Genomic DNA, 22,857 nt, shown 5'->3' on the forward strand with positions numbered 1-22,857 from the left:
GCTTCTTCGGCTCAGCCGACGCTCGTGAAGATGTCGATGGAGCCGGACTTCAGCGTGACGATCGCGCGCTTGGTGTCCTTGCGCTTGCCGGTGCCGAACTTCGTGCGGCGGGTCTTGCCCTGGCGGTTCAGCGTGTTGATCGACGCGACCTCGACGCCGAAGATCTTCTCGATGGCGAGCTTGATCTCGGTCTTGTTCGAACGCGGGTCGACCACGAAGGTGTACTTGCCCTCGTCGATCAGGCCGTAGGACTTCTCCGAGACCACCGGGGAGATGATGACGTCGCGGGGGTCCTTGTTGAACGCGGCGGACTGGCTCATGCGTTCACCTCTTCCTTGTTGGACTCGACGCCCGACTTGGCCGCGATGAACGCGTCGAGCGCGCCCTTCGAGAACACGATGTCGTCGGAGACGAGCACGTCGTACGCGTTGAGCTGGTCGGCCGGCAGGATGTGCACGAACGGCACGTTGCGGAGCGAGAGCTCGGCGATGTAGTCGTCGCGCTCGAGCACCACGAGGACGTTGCGCGACACCGAGAGGGCGTCGAGCAGGACGAGGACGTCCTTGGTCCGGGGGGTGTCGCCGAGGGCGAGGGACTCGACCACGTGGATGCGGGCACCGCGGGCGCGGTCCGAGAGAGCACCGAGCAGAGCCGCGGCGATCATCTTCTTGGGGGTGCGCTGCGCGTAGCTGCGGGGGGTCGGTCCGTGGACCACGCCACCGCCGGTCATGTGCGGGGCGCGGATCGAGCCCTGACGAGCGCGACCGGTTCCCTTCTGCTTGAACGGCTTGCGACCGGCTCCGGAGACCTCACCGCGGTTCTTCGTCTTGTGGGTTCCCTGGCGCGCCGCGGCGAGCTGGGCCACGACGACCTGGTGGATGAGGGGGATGTTGGTCTGGACGTCGAAGAGCGCGGCGGGGAGCTCGACCGAGCCCGCCTTCTGGCCCTTGACGTCGATGATGTCGACAGAGGTAGCCATGGAACTACGCTCCCTTCACGGCGTTGCGAACGAACACGAGGCGACCGCGGGCACCGGGGACGGCGCCCTTGACGAGCAGCAGGCCCTTCTCGGCGTCGACGGAGTGCACCTTGAGGTTGAGCACGGTGACGCGCTCGCCACCCATGCGACCGGCCATGCGCATGCCCTTGAAGACACGGCTGGGGGTCGAGGAGGCGCCGATGGAGCCGGGCTTGCGGTGGTTGCGGTGCGAACCGTGCGAAGCCGAGACGCCCTTGAAGTTGTGACGCTTCATGACACCGGCGAAGCCCTTGCCCTTGCTGGTGCCGACGACGTCGACCTTGGTGCCGGCCTCGAAGACGGCGTCCACGGTCAGCTCCTGGCCGGCCGAGTAGTCGGCGGCGTCGGAGGTGCGGACCTCGGTGAGGTGGCGGCGGGGGGTGACGCCCGCGGCGTCGAAGTGACCGGCGGCGGGCTTGTTCACCTTGCGCGGGTCGATCGCACCGGCGGCGAGCTGGACGGCGGTGTAGCCGTCCTTCTCCTCCGTGCGGACCTGGGTCACGACGTTGGGGCTGATCTCGATGACGGTGACCGGCACGAGCTTGTTGTTCTCGTCCCAGACCTGGGTCATTCCGAGCTTGGTGCCGAGGAGGCCCTTGCTGGTCTTCAGCGTGGGGGAAACAGTGACAGACATGGTGGCACTCCTCCTTAGAGCTTGATCTCGATGTTGACGTCGGCCGGCAGGTCGAGGCGCATGAGCGAGTCGACGGCCTTGGGCGTCGGGTCGATGATGTCGATGAGGCGCTTGTGGGTGCGCATCTCGAAGTGCTCGCGGCTGTCCTTGTACTTGTGGGGAGAACGGATCACGCAGACCACGTTCTTCTCGGTCGGCAGCGGCACGGGGCCGACCACCGTTGCACCGGCACGGGTGACCGTGTCGACGATCTTGCGCGCCGACGTGTCGATGACCTCGTGGTCGTACGACTTCAGTCGGATGCGGATCTTCTGTCCCGCCATGTGTGATCTCTCACTCTCTTGTTATTGCGTCGTACGCGACTCCCCCGGCCGGAGCCGGACTCGTCTCGCATTGGACGCGCTCGCGAAGGAACTCCGGTGACCCGGAAAAGTGCAACCAGTGTTCTTCTGTCAAAAGCACCGCACCCCTGAGGCGCTCCGATCGGCGTGCAGAACGCACGACGCACGGAGAACCCGTTGAGATGTCGGTTGTTGTCGTTCTGCTACCCGCCGCCTCGACGTCGCATCCGCGTGGCCGCCCTCTCGGGTCGAGCCTCCGCGATGCCGTCTCGGCACTGCCTGGCAGTGTCCCCCTCCGAGCAGCACGCCGCCCGAGAGGAAATTTTGAACTAGAAGAGTCTCCCACAGATGCCCCACCCCTGCAACCCGGGCGTGTCGCGCCGGAGGGCTCCTCCGCGAGCACGTCGTGACGGCCCTGGGGAGCCGGTCGCTCCGAGCAGCAGCGCGGGTCGGAGCGCCTCCCCCGCTACTCGAAGAGCAGCGCCCGAACGGCGGTCTCGGCCGACGCGGGGCGCGACGCGTCGATGGTCTCGCCGGCGCGGAAGTGGTCCAGCAGCCGCGGGTCGACGTAGCTGGCGCGGGCGACCGTCGGCGTGTTCCCGAGCACGTCCGAGGCGTCGCGCATCGCCTGGGCGATCGCGGAGTTCCGAGCGCGCTGCGTGGCCTGCGGGCCCGACTTCGCCAGGCTCAGCGCGGCCGCGACCGTGCCGTGCAGAGTGCGGAAGTCCTTCGCCGTGAAGTCGTCGCCGGCGCGCTCGCGCACGTAGTCGTTGATCTCGGGCGCCGAGATCGGCCGCCACTCCCGCCCGTCCTTCCAGGCGAGCAGGCGGGCGTTCGGCCCGCGACGCTTGAGAGCACGGACGACGCGCGAGAGGTCGTGGTCGAGGATCTCGCTCGTCCACGCCTGATGGCTCTTCCCGGGGAAGGCGAGGGCGACCCGGTCCCCGTGGGTCGTGGCGTGCGCGCACAGGAGCGTCGAGAGGCCGATGCTGCCGTGCTCCTTCGCGTACCTCTCGCTGCCGACGCGGAGCGATCCGGTGTCGAGCATCCGGAAGGCGGTGGCCAGCGCGCGCTCGCGGCTTGGGCCGTCCGAGCGGAGGGCGATGGTCACGGCCCGGCGCGCCCCGGGCAGGGCCTCCGCGAGCCGCAGCGCCCGGTCGAACTTGATCCGGTCCTTCTGCTCGCGCCAGGTCGGATGGTAGATGTACTGGCGGCGGCCGGCGGAGTCGACGCCGGTGGCCTGGATGTGCCCGTTGGGATACGGGGCGATCCAGACGTCCGTCCAGGCCGGCGGGATGCCGAGATGGTCGAAGCGCGCGCGCAGCTCCTTGTCGGCGACGGTCGCGCCCTTCGGGTCGCGGTAGCTGAAGCCGGAGCCCGCGCGCACCCGGGTGTAGCCGCGCCCGCTCGAATCGGTCCTGCGGAGTCGTTGCGCGCGAGTGTCAGCCATCGATCCGACGATAGGACGGCGGATCCGAGGCCCGCACCCGCTTGACGGCGGGGAGGAGCAGTCGGACGGCAGCTGCTACTCGTTGCCGATCCGCTTGTCGGCCTGGCGCTTCAGGTCCTCGATGCGGTCGTCGTACTTGCCGTTGGTGAGGCGGCTGGCGATCTCGCCCGCCTTCTCGAGGGTCTGGTCGGAGACCTGCTCGGCCTTCTCGCTCCGCAGCGCGTCCTGGGCCTTCCGGCTGTTGAGCAGTTCGCCGGCCTGGCGTCCGAGCTTCCCGAGATCCACGATGATGCCTCCTTGTCGACGCGCACAGGGCGGCGCGTGCCTCAGTGTGGCGGTCCCGGCTGGGGGAACGGTGCGGGCGCGCCGGTCAGCCGGCCAGTGCGATCACCTGCTCCGCCGCGTCGGCCAGGGCGCGGCCGTAGGACGGACCGTGACCGGCGGCGTGGACGGCGAGCGGGTGCAGCTGGTGGAGCGGCACCCGCTCCTCGTAGCCGGCTTCCAGCGGATGCTGCTCGCGGTAGCCCTCGAGGACGGCGTCGAGGTGCGGAGCGCCGAAGAGGGCCAGCATCGCGAGATCGGTCTCGCGGTGTCCCCCGTGAGCGGCGGGGTCGATCAGGACGGCGCCGTCCGCCGTCCAGAGCACGTTGCCGGTCCAGAGGTCCCCGTGGATCCGGGCGGGCCCCGCACCGTCGTCGAAGGCTCCGGCCGCCACCCGGCCCAGAGCCTGCTCGACGAGCCGCGACTCGGCTGCCGTGAGGTTGCCCGCCTCCACGGCGGGGCCGAGGAACGGCCGCACCCGCTGCTCCGCGTAGAAGCGCCCCCACGAGTCGTCCGGGCGGCACGGCATCCCGCGGCGGCCGATGTAGGCGGGGCCGGTCCATCCCGGGGGCGGCGCTCCGAACGCCGCGGCTCCGGCGTCGTGCGTCCGGGCGAGCGCGGCGCCGAGAGCCCGAGCCGACTCGGGCGAGGGACGCACGGAGCGGATCTCCTCCAGCTCGATGCGCCCGGGCGACACCCTCTCCACCCCGACACAGCGCGCACCGCCGTCCGCCTCGCGCAGCCAGTCCAGGCCGGCCGCCTCCCACTCGAAGAACTGCGGGAGAGCACGGGGGTCGCTCTTCACGAAGGGCATGCCGCCACGCTAGCCGGGCGTCCCCGGGAACGACGAGAGGGGCCGCCCGCCGAAGCGGACGACCCCTCTCGAGAGATCGGTAGGACGGACCTACTTGATGATCTTGGTGACCGTACCGGCACCCACGGTGCGTCCACCCTCACGGATGGCGAAGCCGAGGCCCTCCTCCATGGCGATCGGCTGGATCAGCGCGACCGTCATGTCGGTGGTGTCGCCGGGCATGACCATCTCGGTGCCCTCGGGCAGCGTGATGACGCCGGTGACGTCGGTGGTGCGGAAGTAGAACTGCGGACGGTAGTTCGCGTAGAACGGGTTGTGACGCCCACCCTCATCCTTGGACAGGATGTACGCGGTGCCCTCGAAGTCCGTGTGCGGCGTGACCGAACCCGGCTTGACGACGACCTGGCCGCGCTCGACGTCCTCGCGCTTGGTGCCGCGGAGGAGCAGACCGCAGTTCTCGCCGGCCCAGGCCTCGTCGAGCTGCTTGTGGAACATCTCGATTCCGGTGACCGTGGTCTTCTGCGTCGGGCGGATGCCGACGATCTCGACCTCGGAGTTCAGAGCGAGGGTTCCACGCTCCGCACGGCCGGTGACGACGGTTCCACGACCGGTGATCGTGAAGACGTCCTCGATCGGCATGAGGAACGGCTTGTCCTTGTCGCGCACCGGGTCCGGGATGGACTCGTCGACGGCGTCCATGAGGTCGAGGATGGACTGGGTCCACGTCTCGTCGCCCTCGAGGGCCTTGAGGCCCGAGACGCGGATGACCGGAGCGTCGTCGCCGGGGAAGCCCTGCGACGAGAGGAGCTCGCGGACCTCGAGCTCGACGAGCTCCAGGATCTCCTCGTCGTCCACCATGTCGGACTTGTTCAACGCGACCATCAGGTAGGGGACGCCGACCTGCTTGGCGAGGAGGACGTGCTCACGGGTCTGAGCCATCGGGCCGTCGGTGGCGGCGACCACGAGGATCGCGCCGTCCATCTGGGCCGCGCCGGTGATCATGTTCTTGATGTAGTCGGCGTGACCCGGGGCGTCGACGTGCGCGTAGTGGCGCTTCGGCGTCTCGTACTCGACGTGCGAGATGTTGATCGTGATGCCGCGCTGGCGCTCCTCGGGAGCGGAGTCGATCGACGCGAAGTCACGCTGGACGTTGGTCGCGGACGGGAACTTGTCCGCCAGAACCTTCGAGATCGCCGCGGTGAGCGTGGTCTTTCCGTGGTCGACGTGACCGATGGTTCCGATGTTGACGTGCGGCTTGGTCCGCTCGAACTTGGCCTTAGCCACTGTGGGTCCTCCTCAGGACTTAGGTGCAAGCATCCGCATCCGGGCGGCCGCACGAGGCGGCACGAGGACAGGAGGACTTGCGGGGGTTTTGTGTACGTATGTTACCGGCAGTGGTCGTGCGGCCGTCCCGCTGCGACAGGGGGCGCGCTGCACTCGGCAGCAAACCCGCACGACACTACCAGGCCGTCGCCGTTCCGGGGAACGACGACGGCCCAGGGGGCGGAGCTACTCGCCCTTGTTCTTCTGGACGATCTCCTCGGCCACGGCCTTGGGGACCTCGGCGTAGGTCTCGAACGTCATCGAGTAGACGGCGCGACCCGAGGTCTTCGAGCGCAGGTCTCCGATGTAGCCGAACATCTCGGACAGCGGGACGTTGGCCCGGATGACCTTGATGCCGGTGGCGTCCTCCATCGACTGGATCATCCCGCGACGCGAGTTGATGTCGCCGATGACGTCGCCCATGTACTCCTCGGGAGTGCGGACCTCGACGGCCATGAGCGGCTCGAGGAGGACCGGCTGCGCCTTGCGCGAGGCCTCCTTGAACGCGATCGAGCCGGCGATCTTGAACGCCATCTCGGAGGAGTCGACGTCGTGCGCCGCTCCGTCGACCAGGGTCGCCTTCACGCCGACCATGGGGTAGCCGGCGAGCACGCCGACCTGCATGGCGTCGCGGATGCCCGCGTCGACGGAGGGGATGTACTCGCGCGGGACGCGGCCACCGGTGACGCCGTTGACGAACTCGTAGGTCTTGTCGGCCTCGACCTCCATCGGCTCGATGGTGATCTGGACCTTCGCGAACTGGCCGGAGCCACCCGTCTGCTTCTTGTGGGTGTAGTCGTACTTCTCGACCGTGCGGCGGATCGTCTCGCGGTACGCGACCTGGGGCTTGCCCACGTTGGCCTCGACGTTGAACTCGCGCTTCATGCGGTCCACCAGGATGTCGAGGTGCAGCTCGCCCATTCCCTTGATGACCGTCTGACCGGTCTCCTGGTTCTGCTCGGTGCGGAAGGTGGGGTCCTCCTCCGCGAGCTTCTGGATCGCGGTGCCGAGCTTCTCCTGGTCCGCCTTCGTCTTGGGCTCGATGGCGACCTCGATGACGGGCTCCGGGAAGGTCATCGACTCGAGCACGACCTGCGCGGCCGGGTCGCTCAGGGTGTCACCGGTGGTGGTGTCCTTGAGGCCGATGACGGCGTAGATGTGGCCGGCGGTGACCGAGTCGACCGGGTTCTCCTTGTTGGAGTGCATCTGGAAGATCTTGCCGATGCGCTCCTTCTTGCCCTTGGTCGAGTTGATGACCTGGGCGCCGGAGTCGAGCTTGCCCGAGTAGACGCGGACGTAGGTCAGGCGGCCGAAGAACGGGTGCACGGCGACCTTGAACGCGAGCGCCGAGAAGGGCTCGGTCGAGTCCGCGTGGCGCATGATGACCTTCTCCTCGTCGCGGACGTCGTGCGCCTCGATGGCGGGGACGTCGAGCGGGGAGGGGAGGTAGTCCACGACGGCGTCGAGCATCGGCTGGACGCCGCGGTTCTTGAACGCCGAGCCGCAGAGCACCGGGTAGATCTCGGAGTTGACGGTCATCTTGCGGATGGCGCCCTTGATCTCCGCGACGGTGAGCTCCTCGCCGCCGAAGTACTTCTCGAGCAGCTCGTCGGAGGTCTCCGCGACGGTCTCGAGGAGCTTCTCGCGGTACTCCGCCGCCTTGTCGGCGAGGTCGGCCGGGATCTCCTCGATCTCGTACTTCGCGCCGAGCGCGACGTCACCCTTCGAGTCGCCGCGCCACGTGAGCGCGCGCATCTCGACCAGGTCGACGACGCCCTCGAAGGAGGACTCCGCGCCGATGGGCAGCTGGATGACCAGCGGCTTCGCGCCGAGGCGCTTGATGATCGTGTCGACCGTGTAGTAGAAGTCGGCGCCGAGCTTGTCCATCTTGTTGACGAAGCAGATGCGCGGGACGTCGTACTTGTCGGCCTGACGCCAGACGGTCTCGGACTGGGGCTCGACGCCCTCCTTGCCGTCGAAGACGGCGACGGCGCCGTCGAGGACGCGGAGCGAGCGCTCGACCTCGACCGTGAAGTCGACGTGACCGGGGGTGTCGATGATGTTGATCTGGTTCTTGTTCCAGAAGCAGGTCGTCGCGGCGGACGTGATCGTGATGCCGCGCTCCTGCTCCTGCGCCATCCAGTCCATCGTCGCGGCGCCGTCGTGGACCTCGCCGATCTTGTGCGTGATACCCGTGTAGAACAGGATGCGCTCGGTGGTGGTGGTCTTGCCGGCATCGATGTGGGCCATGATGCCGATGTTGCGGACCTTGTTCAGGTCGGTGAGCACATCTTGTGCCACGGAGTTCCTCCGATAGGTGATGGAGCCAGCGCACCGGGTTCATGGCCGAATGGCTGGGATTCTGGTGGTGGCGGTCGCCCGGTCGCGGGGATCGGGCGATCCGCCGCCGGGACCGGGCCCGCAGCGGTGACGCCGCGGGCCCGGCGGTCGCGGTCGCCCGGAGGCGGCCGCGGGGTGCGCTACCAGCGGTAGTGCGCGAAGGCCTTGTTCGACTCGGCCATCTTGTGGGTGTCCTCGCGACGCTTGACAGCGGCGCCCAGACCGTTCGACGCGTCGAGGATCTCGTTCATGAGACGCTCGGTCATCGTCTTCTCGCGACGGGCCTTCGCGTAGCTGGTGAGCCAGCGGAGCGCGAGGGTGTTGGCGCGGTGGGGCTTGACCTCGACCGGGACCTGGTAGGTCGAGCCGCCGACGCGGCGGCTGCGGACCTCGAGGGTCGGGCGGACGTTGTCGAGCGCCTTCTTGAGGGTGACGACCGCGTCCTGGCCGTTCTTGCCGGCGACGCCCTCGAGGGCACCGTAGACGATGCGCTCGGCGAGGCCCTTCTTGCCGTCCAGGAGGATCTTGTTGACGAGCTGGCTGACGATGGGGGCGCCGTAGACGGGGTCTGCGACGACGGGGCGCTTGGGAGCGGGGCCCTTACGAGGCATTACTTCTTCTCCATCTTCGCGCCGTACCGGCTGCGAGCCTGCTTGCGGTTCTTGACGGCCTGGGTGTCCAGGGCGCCGCGAACGATCTTGTAGCGGACACCGGGGAGGTCCTTGACGCGACCGCCGCGCACGAGCACCATCGAGTGCTCCTGCAGGTTGTGGCCCTCGCCGGGGATGTAGGCGGTGACCTCGGTGCCGTTGGAGAGCTTCACGCGGGCCACCTTGCGGAGGGCCGAGTTCGGCTTCTTGGGCGTGGTCGTGTAGACGCGCGTGCAGACGCCGCGCTGCTGGGGGTTGGCCTTCAGGGCGGGCGCCTTGGTCTTGGTGACCTTCGGCGTGCGTCCCTTGCGGACCAACTGCTGAATCGTTGGCACTGGTTTTGCTCCTTGAATGCTGCACGGTGACAGCGGATCGATGGTCGACATTCGGCCCTCCCGTCTCCGGGAACGGCCGAGTTCATCTGGACCCGACGCACCCCGCGGCCCCGCGAGCGGGACCGGGAGGGTGAGGGGTATGCCGTGGGGGCCGCCCGATCGGACGAACCCGCGGATCCTCGCGGACCCGGTAGAGCGAAGTGCGGCGACCGCATCGACCCGGAGGCACGACACAAGCGCACGGCAAAGCGCACACCCGAAGAATATTACGGGGAGTGACGGGGCCGGTCAACCGAGGGGCGTTCGCCCTGGGAGATGCGGCAGCGCCGCGCTGAGCCGCGCCGGGACTCCGTCGTCACTCCCGCTCGTCGCCCTCCCAGCCCCAGTGGGGGCTGCGGCCGCCGGCGTCGCGACGGGCCAGGAGCAGGAGGAACACGAGCTGGACGGCCGCCGCGAGCACGCCGGTCGCGATCGCGAAGACAGTGGGGGCGTGGTCGAGGATCCAGCCGAGGATCTCCCCCGGCTCCTGGCGGCCGAGCCCGTAGAGCGCTCCGCCGGTGAGGAGGAAGAGCAGGTAGACGACGACCCCGGTCAGCAGCGACGGGCCGAGGAGGCGGTGGACGGCGGGACGGGCGGCGAGGGTCACCATCGCGACCAGCACGGCGACGACGCAGACCGCCACCGACACCGGCCCCAGCAGCGGACCGGCGTCGCGCTCGGGCACGACGTCCTGGTCCAGCAGGAGGCTGAGGACTCCGAACGCGCAGACGACCAGGGCGAGGTAGAGGAACGCGGCGAAGCCGGCCAGCGCGAGGCCGTAGCCCAGGCCGGCTCCGCGGCCCTGCCCCTGCCCCTCCGGAGTCACGACTGCGCGGCCGCTTCGCGCTCGGCGTTGCGGCGCTTGACGCCCCGGGCACGGCCCGCGATCGCGGCGCCGCCCCAGACGCTCGCCTCCCGGCCGAGGACGCCGGCGGCGAGGACCGCCGCGAGGACGGCGGGATCGCGGACGTAGTCGAGCGCGAGGGAGCGGTCGATCGGCAGGGCGAGCGGTCCGACGGCGCTCCAGCCGCCGACCAGCGCGGCCGCGGCCGTGAGGAGGGCGACGAGGAAGCCGCCGAGGACGTAGGCCCACCAGCCCGCGCGGTTCACGACCAGCACGATCAGCGCCAGGCCGACGAGGAACGCGGCCACCGGGGCGAGGAAGAGCGCGGTCGGCGCAGCGTCGAGCGCGAGGGCGACCGGGTCGCCGCCGACGCGGTCGACGAGCAGGCGGATCGCCGTCAGGGCGACGAGGTACAGGACGGCGAAGACCGCGGTCGTCAGGAGGGCGAGCGCGAGGCCCGCGAGGCGGTTGCCGGAGCGCCGGACCGGCTCGGGCTCGGCCTCGACCGGCCCGAGGGCGCTGGGGGCTGACGCCGCGGCGGCCGGGGCGGCGGGCTCGACGGTCGGCTGCCGGCCCGTCACGGGTTCGGGCCAGACGTACTCCCGGGTCGGCTGGGGTCCGGTTCCGCCGGACGTCTCGGTCGCGGAGGGGATCCGCGTGGTCTCGGCGTCGCTGCTCCAGGTCACCCGGACAGCATAGGCACGCCTTCCGCCGCGCCCGGTGCGCCGCGCGGCTCCCCGTCGACGGGGGACAGCGCCGACCGTCTACTCGAGCGGGTGGAGGAGGCGGTGCAGGAACTGCCGGGTGCGAGGCTCCCGCGGCTCCCGGAGGATCTGCGCAGGGGCGCCCCGCTCGACGACCACGCCGTCGGCCATGAAGACGACCTCCGAGGCCACCTGCCGGGCGAACTCGAGCTCGTGCGTCACGACGAGCATGGTCCAGCCCTCCCCCGCCAGCTCCCGCATCAGCGAGAGCACGTCGCCGACCAGCTCCGGGTCCAGCGCCGAGGTGGGCTCGTCGAAGAGGAGCAGATCGGGCCGCAGCGCGAGCGCCCGGACGATGCCCACGCGCTGCTGCTGACCGCCGGAGAGCTCGAAGGGGTAGGCGCTCCCCCGGCCGCCGAGGCCGACGCGCTCGAGCAGGCGCTCCGCCTCCGGGACCACCTCGGACGCGGGACGGCGCTGCACTCGCAGCGGCCCCTCCGTCACGTTCTGGAGGACGGTCAGGTGCGGGAAGAGGTTGAAGTGCTGGAAGACCATCGCGGAGTGGTCGCGCAGCCCGGTGAGCGCCTTCCGTCCGACGCCGCGGTCGAAGTCGAGGACGCTGCCGTCGGCGAGCTCGACCACGCCGCCGTCCGGCACCTCGAGGCTGTTCAGCGAGCGCAGGACGGTGGTCTTGCCCGAGCCGGACGGCCCGATCAGGGCGACGACCTCGCCGCGATGGACCTCCAGGTCGATGCCGCGCAGCACCTCCACCCCGCCGAACGACTTGCGGAGGCCGCGGGCCGTGAGCACGGGCCGGGCGTCGGTCGGGGTGTCAGCGGGCGACATAGCGGTCCAATCGCTTCTCGAGCAGGCCCTGGCCGCTGGAGAGCACCAGGCAGATGAGCCAGTAGATCAGAGCGGCCTCGAGGTAGAGGAGCATGAACTCGCTCGACGCGGTGGCGATCTTCTGCGCCTGCCGGAAGAGCTCGGTCACCAGGATGAGGGAGGCCAGCGAGGTGTCCTTCACCAGCGAGATGAAGGTGTTCGACAGCGGCGGGACGGAGACCCGCGCGGCCTGCGGCAGGATGATGCGGCGCAGCGAGAGCGAGCGGCTCATCCCGATGGTGTGCGCGGCCTCCCACTGCCCCTTCGGGACGCTGAGGATCGCCGCGCGGATCACCTCCGCCGCGTAGCCGCCCACGTTGAGGGCGAACGCGATGGTGGCGCTGGGCCAGGGGTCGATCTTCAGTCCGAGGCTCGGCAGCCCGTAGAAGATCACGAACAGCTGCACCAGGAGCGGCGTGCCCCGGATGACGGAGATGTAGGCGCGCGCGATCCAGGAGAGGATCCGCACCCGCGAGAGCCGCATCAGGGCGACCGCCAGCGCGAGCACGAGCCCGATGGCGAAGCTCGCCAGCGCGAGCGGGATCGTCCCGACGATGCCCCCGGAGAGGATCGGCCAGAACGACCGGAGGACGAGGTCCATTGTGTTCTCCCGCCTTCGCGGGAGGATCCGCGGTCGGCTCGATCGGGTGGTGGCGTCGGGGGCGGATCGTGTCCGCCTCCTGGGGAATGCTGGCACGCTTCGCGCCGGGGCGGGCGCCCTTGCAGGCGGACCCGCGGCCTGAGCCGCTCCGCCGCTCCCCCGCGACGGGACCGCTCACGCACGAGACGGCCCCTCCCGGAAGGGGAGGAGCCGTCTCGGGGTGGGGCTACTGGGAGACGTCGGCTCCGAAGTAGCGCTCGGAGATGGAGGCGAGGGTGCCGTCCTCGCGCAGCTCGTCGAGGGCGGAGTCGACGGCCTCGACGAGGTCGTCCGAGCCCTTCGGGAAGGTGAAGGCGCTCTCGGAGGTGTCGTCGGTGGTGACGGCGACCTTGAGGCCCGCGGCCTGGTCGGGGTAGGTCGTGGACCAGTCGAGCCAGGTGAGGCGGTCGTTCACGGTCGCGTCGACGCGGCCCTGCTCGACGAGGGCGATGGCCTGCGCCCAGCCCTCGACGCCCTCGACCTCGGCGCCGTTCTCCTGCGCGACGGTGTACCAGTTGCTCGAGAGCGACTGCGCGGTGGTCTTGCCGGAGAGGCCGGCGAGGTCGGTGATCGAGGTGTCGCTCGAGGGGACGATCACGACGCCGGGGCTGACCGAGTACGGCTCCGAGAAGTCGTACTTCGCCTCGCGCTCGTCGTTGATCGAGACCTGGTTCGCGATCACGTCGAAGCGCGCTCCGTCCAGGCCCGCGAACATCGCGTCCCACTGCGTCTCCTGGAAGTCGGGCTCGACGCCCAGCTTCTCGGCCACGGCGGTGATCACGTCGACGTCGTAGCCGGTGAGAGCTCCGGTCCCGCCGTCGGCGTGGAAGGAGAAGGGCGGGTAGGTGCCCTCGGTGCCGATGGTGAGCTTCCCCGAGTCCTTCACCTCGGACAGGCTCAGGCCGGAGCTCGCGGAGGCGGTGCCCTCGCCGCTCGAGCCGGAGACCACGTCGTCGGTCGAGGCGGGCGCGCAGCCGGCGAGGACCAGGGCGGCGGCGGCGGCGGTCGTGCCGAGCAGGACGCGCAGGGAGGTGCGGGCGGAGAGGGTCACGGTGTTGTCCTTCGGTGCATCACGGAGTCGTGGCGGTCCCGCTGCGCCGGATGCGGCGCGGGGATCGACGAGGGGACGGGTCGTCCCGGGGCGGACCGCTGCTCGGCGGAACCGCCCGGAGTGACGATAACCAGTGGAGGGGGCGGCCCTATTCCCGGATGTCGCCGTGTGACGCCGGGAGTCCGGCCAGGAAGTGCTCGGCACCGGCGACCTCGTCGCTCGTGAGGCCCGTCGCCGACTCCGGACGCACCAGGTGGAAGGGGGTGCTCTGCTCGCGGGCCCAGTCGTAGGCGTCCTCGTGGAGGTTGTCGTCGATCCACACCACGGCGTCGATCGCGCCGCGCTCGGCGGCCGCCTCCAGCCACACCGCGACGGGCTGGAGCTTGCCCGTCCGGCCCGGGAACCGCGGGTCGCGCGGGAGGCCGCCGTCGAAGACGATCGCCTCCGTGCCCGCCGGCAGCCCGAGGTCCTGGGCGAGGACCCGCGTCAATCTCGGCGGCCAGGTCGTGGCCCACACGATCGTGCCGACCGCGGCCAGGCGGGCGACGAGCGCCGCCCGCTCGGGCTCGAGCTCCAGGCGGTGCGAGCCCGAGGCGCGATCGCTGCGGACGGAGGGATTCAGGACGCCGTCGACGTCGAGCAGGATCAGGGCGGCCATGCCTGTCACCGTAGCGGCGGCGGGGCGGATCGCGCGAGGAGCGCTAGCGTGACGCGATGCCTCCGTCCCTCCTGCTGCCGGGAGGCCGCACAGCTGTGCTGGGGCCGGATCCCGTGCGGCCGGAGGCGCTGCTGCTCACGGTCGACGGCGCGGAGCAGTCGCTGATCGATCCGGGCGATCCCCGTGCTCTGCACCTCGAGTACCTCGCGCGCCTCGGCGCGGTGGTCGACGCCGCCGCCCCGCCCGGCGAGCCGCTGCGCGTGCTGCACCTCGGAGCCGGAGCCCTGGCCCTGGCCCGGTACGTCGCCGCGACCCGGCCGGGCTCCGAGCAGCTCGCGGTGGAGAGCGCGGCGGGACTCGTGGAGTTCGTGCTCGAGCACGCGCCGCTCCCCCGCGACGCGCGCGTCCGACTCCTCACGGCCGACGCCGCAGGGCCCCTGCCGCCCTGGAGCGCCGACCTCGTCGTGCTCGACGTCTACGACGGGGACGAGATCCCGGAGGCGTTCTACCGCGCGTCCGTCCTCGCTCCGCTCGCCGCCCGCGTCGGCGCCGACGGGCTCCTCGCGGTCAACGTCGCCGACGACGCCGACCACCGGAGGCTGGACCGCCTGCGCGGGGTCGTCCGGGAGCTGCTCCCGGTCACCGCGGCGGTCGGATCGACCGCCTTCGTCGAGGGGCGCACCGGCGGGAACGCGATCCTGCTCGCCTCAGGCTCGGCGCTAGCCGACCACGTCGCCGGCCGCCTGCTGCGCGCCGGCCCGCACCCGGTCTCCGGCGCGGCGGATGGCGACGTCGTGGTCGCCGAGGTGGCGGTAGAAGTCGACCCGTGAGTCGAGAGTGACGCCGGTCTCGAGGTACTTGGCTCGGATCCGCTTGATGTAGGTGCGGACGGTGTGCTCGGCGACGCTGAGGTCGACCGCGACGGTGCGGACCGCGGCACCCGCTCCGTAGGCGCGCATCACACGGCTCTCCTGGGGGCTCAGCACCGGGCGGCGCTCCTCGCGCCCGTGCACGAGCCGGTGGCGGGCGGTGTCCGAGATCCAGGTGCGGCCGGAGGCGACCGAGACGACCGCCGCGGCGAGCTCGCTGGGGTCGTCGCCCTTCCAGACGTAGGCCGCTCTCTCCCGTCGCAGCACGGCCCGCACCGGCTCCAGCGAGTCGGAGGAGGAGAGCACGACGAGGCCGACGGTCCGGGTAGCCGCACGCTCGAGGGTGTCGGCCACCTCCTCGCCGGGCACACCGTCCAGGTCGAGGACCGCGATGCGGTCGACGCCCTCCTCGTCGTGCGAGAACTGCGGCAGCAGCTGCGCGAGCAGCGCCTGCAGCGCGGCGCGCTCGATCGCTGGTCCGTCGACGACGGCCAGCGTGAACCGATCGAATCCGGTCACGGGGGTCCCCTAGCAGGGGCAGGTTCGGGTCCGCCCCGGCTGCACCGTAGCGGTCCGCGACGTCGTCCTGCACGTGATGGGACATTCCGTCTCAGTGGGAGGACGCCCCCAGAGCGCTCCGGATCGGCTCACGGAGCGCGTGGAGGACCATCCGCGACGCCGTCTCCGGCTAATGTCCCTCACCATGGACGACAGCGCAGAGGGCTCCCGGCGGGCCCGGAGGATCCCCGCGGAGCAGGTCCGCAGCCGCATGATCGACACGGCGCGCGATGTCGTCTCGAACCACGGCCTCACGGTCAGCTTCGCGCACCTGCCGATGGAGGAGTACATCCGCCTGGCCGGCGTGCCCCGCAGCTCCGTCTACCGCATCTGGAGCACGCGCGAGGAGTTCGTGGCCGACCTCGTCGGCGAGGTCTTCGTGCGGGACCGGTATGCGGAGGGCGCCGACCCCGAGGCCCAGCAGGAGATGCGCGAGGTCTACGAGCGCTCCACCGATCTCCTCTCCACGGCCGCCGGCCGCCGCCGGGTCGCCTGGGAGACCATCCGCATCGGCGCACGGGCGAACGCCGAGTCGCTCCGCCGCTCCGCCGACTGGTCGTCTTACAACGCGCTGCTCGCCTGCACCTTCTCGATGGAGGAGGGGCCTGCTCGCGACGCCGTGCGGGCCACGGCGAAGCGGATCGAGGGCATGCTCACGCGCCGGATGCGGGACTACTACGAGGAGACGCTGGAGGTCTTCGGCGGCACGATGCGCCCGGGATTCACGACGCTCCAGCTCGCGCACCTCACGGCGATCGTGATCGACGGACTCGCCCACCGCGGCCGTCTCCTCGACGACGACCTCGATGCTCCCGTGACCGCCCCCGGCCTCGACGGCGAGCCGGTGGAGTGGACCCTGGCGGCCTGGACGATCCGCTCGATCGTCGACGGGATGCTGGAGCCCGTCGCGGAGGACTGAGCGGGGCGCGGGCCGGACCCCGCGGCCCGGATCAGTCGTCCGGTTCGGTGAACCCGTCGATCAGCAGCAGCACCGACACCACCGCCAGCGACGGTCCGTCGGGATCGGCCGGGTCGAGCGGGCCGGTCACCAGCTCCGGTGCCGCGATCCGCGCGATGCACAGCCCCTCGATCAGGGCCGAGACGGCGGAGGCGAGAGCGGCGGAGCCGCGGTCCGGGCGCAGCCGGAGCCCCGCCTCGGCGAGGGTGTGCTCGTAGTACTTCGCCATGTTGTCGATGAAGTGCAGCTGGCGGGCGCGCAGAGCGGATCCGATGGCGGTCCGTGCCGGCTCTTCGTGCGATCCCACCGCGCCGGCGAGCGCGATGAAGTTGCGCCAGTGCTGCGACGAGAAGACGTTGTCGACGTTCGCGTCGACGGCGACCCGGACGGAGGCGGTCAGGGCCTCGCGGCGCTGCGCCGGGGTCGGCTCGGGGTCGAGGCTGCGGTGGAGGTGGGAGTTCCCGGCCCGCAGGGACGGCTGGTCGAGGCGGGTGGCGAGGACCCTCTCCGGGATCGCGGCGATCAGCTCGTCGTAGAACGACTGGCGGGTGGGCCAGATCCGGTACACGGTGCTGCGCGGAACACCCGCCGAGCGGATGACGTCCTCGAGGGGCAGGTGGGCGACTCCGACGCGCAGGCCCTCGGCGCGGACGACCGCGAGAGCGGCGTCCAGCAGGCGGGTGCGGACCTGCTCGCGGGTCAGGCGGGGAGGACGCGCCGACTCCTCCGCATCGAGGGGGTCGTCGCTCATCAGGCCTCCGGCGCCGGGATGCACGGAGGGAGTCTCCGGCATCTGCTGTCCAGCCGAGCGTACCCGGAGGGAGGGCGGAACGTGAGAGGAGATCGGGGACGGGCGCGGCCCGCGCATGCGGCTCGGGTGCCGCGCGGGCCGCGCTGCCTGTCCCCCAGGCGGCCTCCCCATGGGCCGGTTCGACCGTATGCTTCCCGACAGACGTCCGTCAACTGACGCGACATGATGTCTCCTCGGCGGCGTCCGCCGACCGGTCACGAGGACCGCCTCCGGGACTCCTCCGCCGCCGGGAGCACCCTCGCCGCGGTCTGCGCTCGAGAGGCGTGCGGAGCGGACAGCTCGCCCGCGACGACGTCCGACACGACGCCGGTGGCGTGCTCGACGAGGTCGACGTTCCGGGTCAGCCGCGCGTGGTGGCACGGGCTCGCGTCGACGTCGACCACGAGCTTCGCGAAGCGCAGAGCGTCGCCGAGCCGCGCGAACGGCGAGAGCTCGGCGACGAGGGACGGCACGTCCGCTGCGGCGAGGTAGGTGTAGCGGCAGGTCGAGACCACGTAGTCGTCGACTCCGGCCGTCGCCGATCCGGTCGCGACCATGATGTCGCCGAGGTCGACCGGGGCGCTGGCCAGGCCGAGCGCCACCGCGGCGGTCACCTGGATGTCACCCACCAGCGCCGTCACGTGGACACCGGCGGGCCAGGGCGGCAGGGAGCCGAGCTCGGTCGACCCCGTCCGCAGTCCCTTGCCCGCCGCCGAGGCGAGGGCGTCGATCATCGGCACTCCCGTGCACTCCCCCGCGTGCTCGGCGTCCTCCGAGACGGCGTCCCCGCAGGAGGCGAGCATCGCCGAGACGCTCAGCCGGCTCTGCGGGTCCAGTCCTGCGATCACCGCGGGGCTGACCTGGCCGGAGTCGTCGACCATCCGTCCGAGGCGCTCCGCGACGTCGGATCCCGTGTTCGGGGTGCCGAAGGTGAGGACGGACGAGACCATCGAGGCGACGGCGGTCCCGTCGACCGAGCCGCTCAGCGCCTGGCGGGCGGCGAGCCCTCCCATCGAGTGCGCGACGACGACGGCGCGGTGCCCGGTCGCGGAGACGAGGCAGGCGATCGAGGAGGCGAGCGCGTCGCTGATCCCCGGATCGGTGACCCAGCGCGCGGCGAGCCGGCGGTAGTCGAAGGTGTAGACCGCGGCGCCGTCGATCTGCTGCAGCCGGCCGAGGAGGGACGGCTCGGGAGCGTCGAGCGGAGCGGTCGCCGACTCCGACGACACCATGTCCACGAGATGGGAGAAGGCCCCTGTGCGGTCGGCGTCGTGCGTCGCCGTGCCCAGCCAGCCGTGCAGCATCACGATGGGGACCAGCGCGGCGGCGGAGCGCGGCCGGACGTCGTCGCCCGCGAGCACGGGAGCCAGCTCCGCAACGCCGCAGGACGAGGGAGCGACCGCCTCGGCCGCCTCCGCCCGCCCCGCGGGCACCACGACGACGCCGACCACCACGAGCAGTGCGGCCAGCACGACGATCACGAGTCTCATCCGCGCGTTTCCTCACGTGCCGCGACCAGGACGGGGAACGGTTACAGGCTCGACCCGACGAGCACGCATCGAGTCAATCACCCCGCTCCTGCGGGGAGGGCCGCTCGTCGCGAACGGGCGGCCCCCCGTGCGGGTGACCGCGGGCCGGAGACGACGAAGGCCCCGCCGGTGTCCCGACGGGGCCTTCGATCGTTCAGCTCACCTGGATCAGCTGTAGTTGCCCGGCTCGTAGCCGTCGCTCGAGAACGAGTCGAAGTCGACGAACGAGAGGTCGGCGTCGCTGAACGCGGCGTCGTCGGCGAAGATGCGGTTGGGGTACCGCTCGGCCTTCGCCTCCTCGGTCGCCTCGACCGACACGTTCCGGTACTTGGGCAGACCGGTTCCCGCCGGGATCAGCTTTCCGATGATCACGTTCTCCTTCAGGCCCATCAGCGGGTCGCGCTTGCCCTCCATGGCCGCCTGCGTGAGGACGCGGGTGGTCTCCTGGAAGGACGCGGCCGACAGCCACGACTCCGTCGCGAGCGAGGCCTTGGTGATGCCCATGACCTCCTGGCGGGCGGACGCGGTCCGCTTGCCCTCGGTCAGAGCCGCACGGTTGACCTCGCTGTAGCGCGAGCGGTCGACGAGCTCGCCCGGCAGCAGCTCCGTGTCGCCGTGGTCGACCACGGTGACCTTGCGGAGCATCTGACGCACGATGACCTCGATGTGCTTGTCGTGGATCGGCACACCCTGCGAGCGGTAGACGCCCTGGACGCCGCCCACCAGGTGCTTCTGGACCTCGCGGACGCCCAGCACGCGCAGGACCTCCTTCGGGTCGACCGTTCCGACGTGCAGCTGCTGCCCGAGCTCGACGTGCTGGCCGTCCTCGATGAGGAGCTGCGAGCGCTTGAGCACCGGGTAGATGACCGCCTCGTCGCCGTTGTCCGGCTGGAGGATGACGCGGCGGGCACGGTCGGTGTCCTCGATGGTGATCCGGCCGGCGGCCTCCGCGATCGGCGACGCGCCCTTGGGGGTGCGGGCCTCGAAGAGCTCCTGCACGCGGGGAAGACCCTGCGTGATGTCGTCGGCCGAGGCCGATCCACCGGTGTGGAAGGTGCGCATCGTGAGCTGCGTGCCGGGCTCGCCGATCGACTGGGCCGCGATGATGCCGACGGCCTCTCCGATGTCGACGAGCTTGCCGGTGGCGAGCGAGCGGCCGTAGCAGGCCGCGCAGACGCCGACGGCGGACTCGCAGGTCAGGACGGAGCGCACCTTGATGTGGCGCACGCCCGCTCCGACCAGCTTCTCGATGAGCACGTCGCCCACGTCCTCGCCGGCCTCGGCGACGAGCTCGCCGGCCTCGTTCGACGCCGGGGTGGCGAGCGAACGGGCGTAGACGGAGTTCTCGACGTTGGAGTCCTTGATCCAGGCGCCGGTGGCGTCCTGGAGCATGATCGGCAGGTCGAGGCCCTTCGAGGTGCCGCAGTCCTCCTCGCGGATGATGACGTCCTGCGAGACGTCGACGAGTCGACGCGTCAGGTAGCCCGAGTCCGCGGTGCGGAGCGCGGTGTCGGCCAGGCCCTTGCGGGCACCGTGCGTGGCGATGAAGTACTCGGCGACCGACAGGCCCTCGCGGTACGAGGAGATGATCGGTCGGGCGATGATCTCGCCCTTCGGGTTGTTCACCAGGCCTCGCATGCCGGCGATGTTGCGCACCTGCAGCCAGTTGCCGCGGGCACCGGAGGTGACCATGCGGTTGATGGTGTTGTCCGTCGGGAAGTTCGCTCGCATGGCCTTGGCGACCTCGTCGGTCGCCTCGGTCCAGATCTTCACGAGCTCCTGGCGGCGCTCCGCCTGAGTGGTCAGACCCTTGTCGTACTCGGACTCGACCTTCGCGGCCTTCTTCTCGTAGCCCGCGATGATCTCGGGCTTCGACGGAGGCGTGAGGATGTCGGACAGCGCCACGGTGACACCCGAGCGGGTGGCCCAGTAGAAGCCGGCGTCCTTGATCCGGTCGAGGGAGGCGGCGACCTCCACCTTCGGGTAGCGCTCCGCGAGGTCGTTGACGATCCCGGAGATGGTCGTCTTGTCGGCGACCTGCTCGAAGTAGGGGTAGTCGACCGGCAGCGCCTCGTTGAAGAGGGCGCGGCCGAGCGTGGTCTCGAGGAGGACCGGCGCGGTGACCTTGCCGTTCTCGTCGATCTCGACGCCCTCGGGGGCCTGACCCTGCGCGAAGTACACGTCCGACATGCGGATCCTGACCTTCGAGTTCAGGTGCAGCGAGCCCTGGTCCTTCGCGAGGATCGCCTCCGAGACGGAGGAGAACGCGCGGCCCTCGCCGGCGGCGCCCTCGCGGATCGTCGTCAGGTGGTGGAGGCCGATGATCATGTCCTGCGTGGGCAGGGTGACCGGACGGCCGTCCGAGGGCTTGAGGATGTTGTTCGACGCGAGCATCAGGATGCGCGCCTCGGCCTGGGCCTCGACGGACAGCGGCAGGTGGACGGCCATCTGGTCGCCGTCGAAGTCCGCGTTGAACGCGGCGCAGACGAGCGGGTGCAGCTGGATCGCCTTGCCCTCGACCAGCTGGGGCTCGAAGGCCTGGATGCCGAGACGGTGCAGCGTGGGCGCACGGTTCAGCAGGACGGGGCGCTCGCGGATGATCTCCTCGAGCACGTCCCACACCTGCGGGCGCGAGCGCTCCACCATGCGCTTGGCGGCCTTGATGTTCTGCGCGTGCGACAGGTCGATCAGGCGCTTGATCACGAACGGCTTGAACAGCTCCAGCGCCATCTGCTTGGGCAGACCGCACTGGTGCAGCTTGAGCTGCGGGCCGACGATGATGACCGAGCGTCCCGAGTAGTCGACGCGCTTGCCCAGCAGGTTCTGGCGGAAGCGACCCTGCTTTCCCTTGAGCATGTCGCTCAGGGACTTGAGGGCGCGGTTGCCGGTTCCGGTGACGGGGCGGCCGCGGCGGCCGTTGTCGAAGAGGGCGTCGACCGCCTCCTGGAGCATGCGCTTCTCGTTGTTCACGATGATCTCGGGGGCACCGAGGTCGAGCAGGCGGCGGAGTCGGTTGTTGCGGTTGATCACGCGACGGTAGAGGTCGTTCAGGTCGCTGGTCGCGAACCGGCCTCCGTCGAGCTGCACCATCGGGCGCAGCTCCGGCGGGATGACCGGGACGACGTCGAGGACCATCGCGGCCGGCGAGTTGCCGGTGGCGAGGAACGAGTTGACGACGCGCAGGCGCTTGATGGCGCGGATCTTCTTCTGACCCTTGCCCTCGGCGATCTGCAGGTGCAGCGTCTCGGCCTCGGCCTGGAGGTCGAACTGCTCGAGGCGCTTCTTGATCGCCTCGGCGCCCATGTAGGCCTCGAAGTAGACGCCGTACCGGTCGACGAGCTCGTTGAAGACCGCGTCCTCGGGCTTGAGGTCGCCGACCTTGAGGGTGCGGAACTGCTCCCACACGCTCTCGAGCCGCGCGATGTCCTCGTCGAAGGACTTGCGGATCTGGCCCATCTCCTTCTCGGCGCCGTCCTTGGTGCGGCGCTTCTGGTCGCTCTTGGCGCCCTCCGCCTCCAGGGCGGCGAGGTCGGTCTCCAGGCGCGCCAGGCGGTCCGCGATGCGGGAGTCGCGCTGGTCCGAGAGGGTCTTGATCTCGAGCCGGAGCTCGTTCTCGAGGCCGGGCATGTCGGCGTGACGGCCGTCGTCGTCCACGTCGATGATCATGTACGCCGCGAAGTAGATGACCTTCTCGAGGTCCTTCGGCGCCATGTCCAGCAGGTATCCGAGGCGCGAGGGGACGCCCTTGAAGTACCAGATGTGGGTGACGGGGGCGGCGAGCTCGATGTGGCCCATCCGCTCGCGGCGGACCGAGGACTTGGTGACCTCGACGCCGCAGCGCTCGCAGACGATGCCCTTGAAGCGGACTCGCTTGTACTTGCCGCAGGAGCACTCCCAGTCGCGAGAGGGTCCGAAGATCTGCTCGCCGAACAGGCCGTCCTTCTCGGGCTTCAGGGTGCGGTAGTTGATGGTCTCGGGCTTCTTCACTTCACCGTGCGACCAGCGACGGATGTCATCGGCCGTTGCGAGGCCGATGCGCAGCTCATCGAAAGTGGTTACGTCGAGCAATGTTTTCTCCTTGTCGGAAAACAGGGTGTCTCGTCAGA

At 70.5% G+C, this 22,857-nt stretch carries 23 protein-coding genes; 2 read left to right on the top strand and 21 right to left on the bottom strand.

Going from position 1 to position 22,857, the window contains the following annotated elements; genetic code table 11:
- Positions 1-11 precede the first annotated feature (11 nt).
- The 17 genes from rplW to GSU40_RS12730 form a co-directional block, all read right to left on the bottom strand.
- The gene (rplW, locus tag GSU40_RS12650; RefSeq protein ID WP_068209445.1) at positions 12-320 is read right to left on the bottom strand and encodes a 50S ribosomal protein L23; all 309 of its coding nucleotides are present in this window, start codon (positions 318-320) and stop codon (positions 12-14) included.
- On the bottom strand, positions 317-979 hold the full coding sequence (gene rplD, locus GSU40_RS12655; RefSeq protein WP_104224565.1) for a 50S ribosomal protein L4: 663 nt from the start codon (positions 977-979) through the stop codon (positions 317-319). Before rplD ends, rplW begins: the two co-directional genes overlap by 4 nt.
- A 4-nt stretch (positions 980-983) precedes the next feature.
- Entirely contained in the window at positions 984-1,652 is a 669-nt protein-coding gene (gene rplC / locus GSU40_RS12660) for a 50S ribosomal protein L3 (RefSeq protein WP_104224566.1), read from the bottom strand.
- Positions 1,653-1,666: 14 nt separating this feature from the next.
- Positions 1,667-1,975: a 30S ribosomal protein S10 gene (rpsJ, locus tag GSU40_RS12665; RefSeq protein WP_005050520.1), complete on the bottom strand. Its 309-nt coding sequence runs from the start codon at positions 1,973-1,975 to the stop codon at positions 1,667-1,669.
- Positions 1,976-2,459: 484 nt separating this feature from the next.
- The gene (locus GSU40_RS12670; RefSeq protein WP_104224567.1) at positions 2,460-3,443 is read right to left on the bottom strand and encodes a DNA topoisomerase IB; all 984 of its coding nucleotides are present in this window, start codon (positions 3,441-3,443) and stop codon (positions 2,460-2,462) included.
- 75 nt (positions 3,444-3,518) lie between these two features.
- A complete protein-coding gene (locus tag GSU40_RS12675) occupies positions 3,519-3,728 on the bottom strand; it encodes an antitoxin (RefSeq protein ID WP_159939075.1) in 210 nt (69 codons plus the stop codon).
- An 85-nt stretch (positions 3,729-3,813) separates the two neighbouring features.
- Positions 3,814-4,578 carry a fructosamine kinase family protein gene (locus GSU40_RS12680; protein ID WP_160035173.1) on the bottom strand — a complete coding sequence of 255 codons (765 nt, stop codon included), beginning with the start codon at positions 4,576-4,578 and terminating at the stop codon, positions 3,814-3,816.
- 90 nt (positions 4,579-4,668) lie between these two features.
- Positions 4,669-5,862 (bottom strand): elongation factor Tu, encoded by a 1,194-nt coding sequence (gene tuf, locus GSU40_RS12685; protein ID WP_159915396.1) that lies wholly within the window; start codon positions 5,860-5,862, stop codon positions 4,669-4,671.
- Between the two features lie 225 nt (positions 5,863-6,087).
- Entirely contained in the window at positions 6,088-8,202 is a 2,115-nt protein-coding gene (gene fusA, locus GSU40_RS12690; RefSeq protein WP_104224571.1) for an elongation factor G, read from the bottom strand.
- 179 nt (positions 8,203-8,381) lie between these two features.
- On the bottom strand, positions 8,382-8,852 hold the full coding sequence (gene rpsG / locus GSU40_RS12695) for a 30S ribosomal protein S7 (protein WP_068251443.1): 471 nt from the start codon (positions 8,850-8,852) through the stop codon (positions 8,382-8,384).
- Positions 8,852-9,226: a 30S ribosomal protein S12 gene (rpsL, locus tag GSU40_RS12700; protein WP_011186743.1), complete on the bottom strand. Its 375-nt coding sequence runs from the start codon at positions 9,224-9,226 to the stop codon at positions 8,852-8,854. The genes rpsG and rpsL overlap by 1 nt, the downstream gene beginning before the upstream one ends.
- 355 nt (positions 9,227-9,581) lie before the next feature.
- Entirely contained in the window at positions 9,582-10,091 is a 510-nt protein-coding gene (locus GSU40_RS12705; protein WP_160035175.1) for a DUF6121 family protein, read from the bottom strand.
- Positions 10,088-10,795 (bottom strand): hypothetical protein, encoded by a 708-nt coding sequence (locus tag GSU40_RS12710; protein WP_104260912.1) that lies wholly within the window; start codon positions 10,793-10,795, stop codon positions 10,088-10,090. The genes GSU40_RS12705 and GSU40_RS12710 overlap by 4 nt, the downstream gene beginning before the upstream one ends.
- Before the next feature lie 78 nt (positions 10,796-10,873).
- Positions 10,874-11,659 carry an amino acid ABC transporter ATP-binding protein gene (locus GSU40_RS12715; RefSeq protein WP_104224573.1) on the bottom strand — a complete coding sequence of 262 codons (786 nt, stop codon included), beginning with the start codon at positions 11,657-11,659 and terminating at the stop codon, positions 10,874-10,876.
- Complete coding sequence (locus GSU40_RS12720; RefSeq protein WP_104224574.1) at positions 11,646-12,299, bottom strand: amino acid ABC transporter permease; 654 nt, start codon at positions 12,297-12,299, stop codon at positions 11,646-11,648. The genes GSU40_RS12715 and GSU40_RS12720 overlap by 14 nt, the downstream gene beginning before the upstream one ends.
- A gap of 226 nt (positions 12,300-12,525) precedes the next feature.
- Positions 12,526-13,287 (bottom strand): amino acid ABC transporter substrate-binding protein, encoded by a 762-nt coding sequence (locus tag GSU40_RS12725; RefSeq protein WP_244229678.1) that lies wholly within the window; start codon positions 13,285-13,287, stop codon positions 12,526-12,528.
- 250 nt (positions 13,288-13,537) lie between these two features.
- Positions 13,538-14,047, bottom strand: coding sequence for an HAD domain-containing protein (locus GSU40_RS12730; protein WP_104224575.1), 510 nt, complete (start codon positions 14,045-14,047; stop codon positions 13,538-13,540).
- 56 nt (positions 14,048-14,103) lie between these two features.
- Between GSU40_RS12730 and GSU40_RS12735 the strand changes: the two genes are divergently transcribed.
- A complete protein-coding gene (locus GSU40_RS12735) occupies positions 14,104-14,877 on the top strand; it encodes an SAM-dependent methyltransferase (RefSeq protein ID WP_160035176.1) in 774 nt (257 codons plus the stop codon).
- On the opposite strand, the gene GSU40_RS12740 is transcribed toward GSU40_RS12735, so the two are convergent.
- Entirely contained in the window at positions 14,767-15,435 is a 669-nt protein-coding gene (locus tag GSU40_RS12740; RefSeq protein ID WP_160035177.1) for a LuxR C-terminal-related transcriptional regulator, read from the bottom strand. The two genes, GSU40_RS12735 and GSU40_RS12740, sit on opposite strands and share 111 nt — an antisense overlap.
- Positions 15,436-15,619: 184 nt before the next feature.
- Here GSU40_RS12740 and GSU40_RS12745 point away from each other — a divergent pair, with 184 nt between their 5' ends.
- A complete protein-coding gene (locus GSU40_RS12745; protein WP_160035179.1) occupies positions 15,620-16,393 on the top strand; it encodes a hypothetical protein in 774 nt (257 codons plus the stop codon).
- A gap of 31 nt (positions 16,394-16,424) precedes the next feature.
- On the opposite strand, the gene GSU40_RS12750 is transcribed toward GSU40_RS12745, so the two are convergent.
- From GSU40_RS12750 to GSU40_RS12760, 3 genes are all read right to left on the bottom strand, one after another.
- Positions 16,425-17,183, bottom strand: coding sequence for a TetR/AcrR family transcriptional regulator (locus tag GSU40_RS12750; RefSeq protein WP_160035181.1), 759 nt, complete (start codon positions 17,181-17,183; stop codon positions 16,425-16,427).
- Between the two features lie 254 nt (positions 17,184-17,437).
- Complete coding sequence (locus GSU40_RS12755) at positions 17,438-18,712, bottom strand: hypothetical protein (protein ID WP_160035183.1); 1,275 nt, start codon at positions 18,710-18,712, stop codon at positions 17,438-17,440.
- 207 nt (positions 18,713-18,919) lie between these two features.
- Positions 18,920-22,819, bottom strand: coding sequence for a DNA-directed RNA polymerase subunit beta' (locus GSU40_RS12760; protein ID WP_104224580.1), 3,900 nt, complete (start codon positions 22,817-22,819; stop codon positions 18,920-18,922).
- Positions 22,820-22,857 lie beyond the last annotated feature (38 nt).

Source organism: Rathayibacter sp. VKM Ac-2805 (genome assembly GCF_009834265.1).
Taxonomy (GTDB): domain Bacteria; phylum Actinomycetota; class Actinomycetes; order Actinomycetales; family Microbacteriaceae; genus Rathayibacter.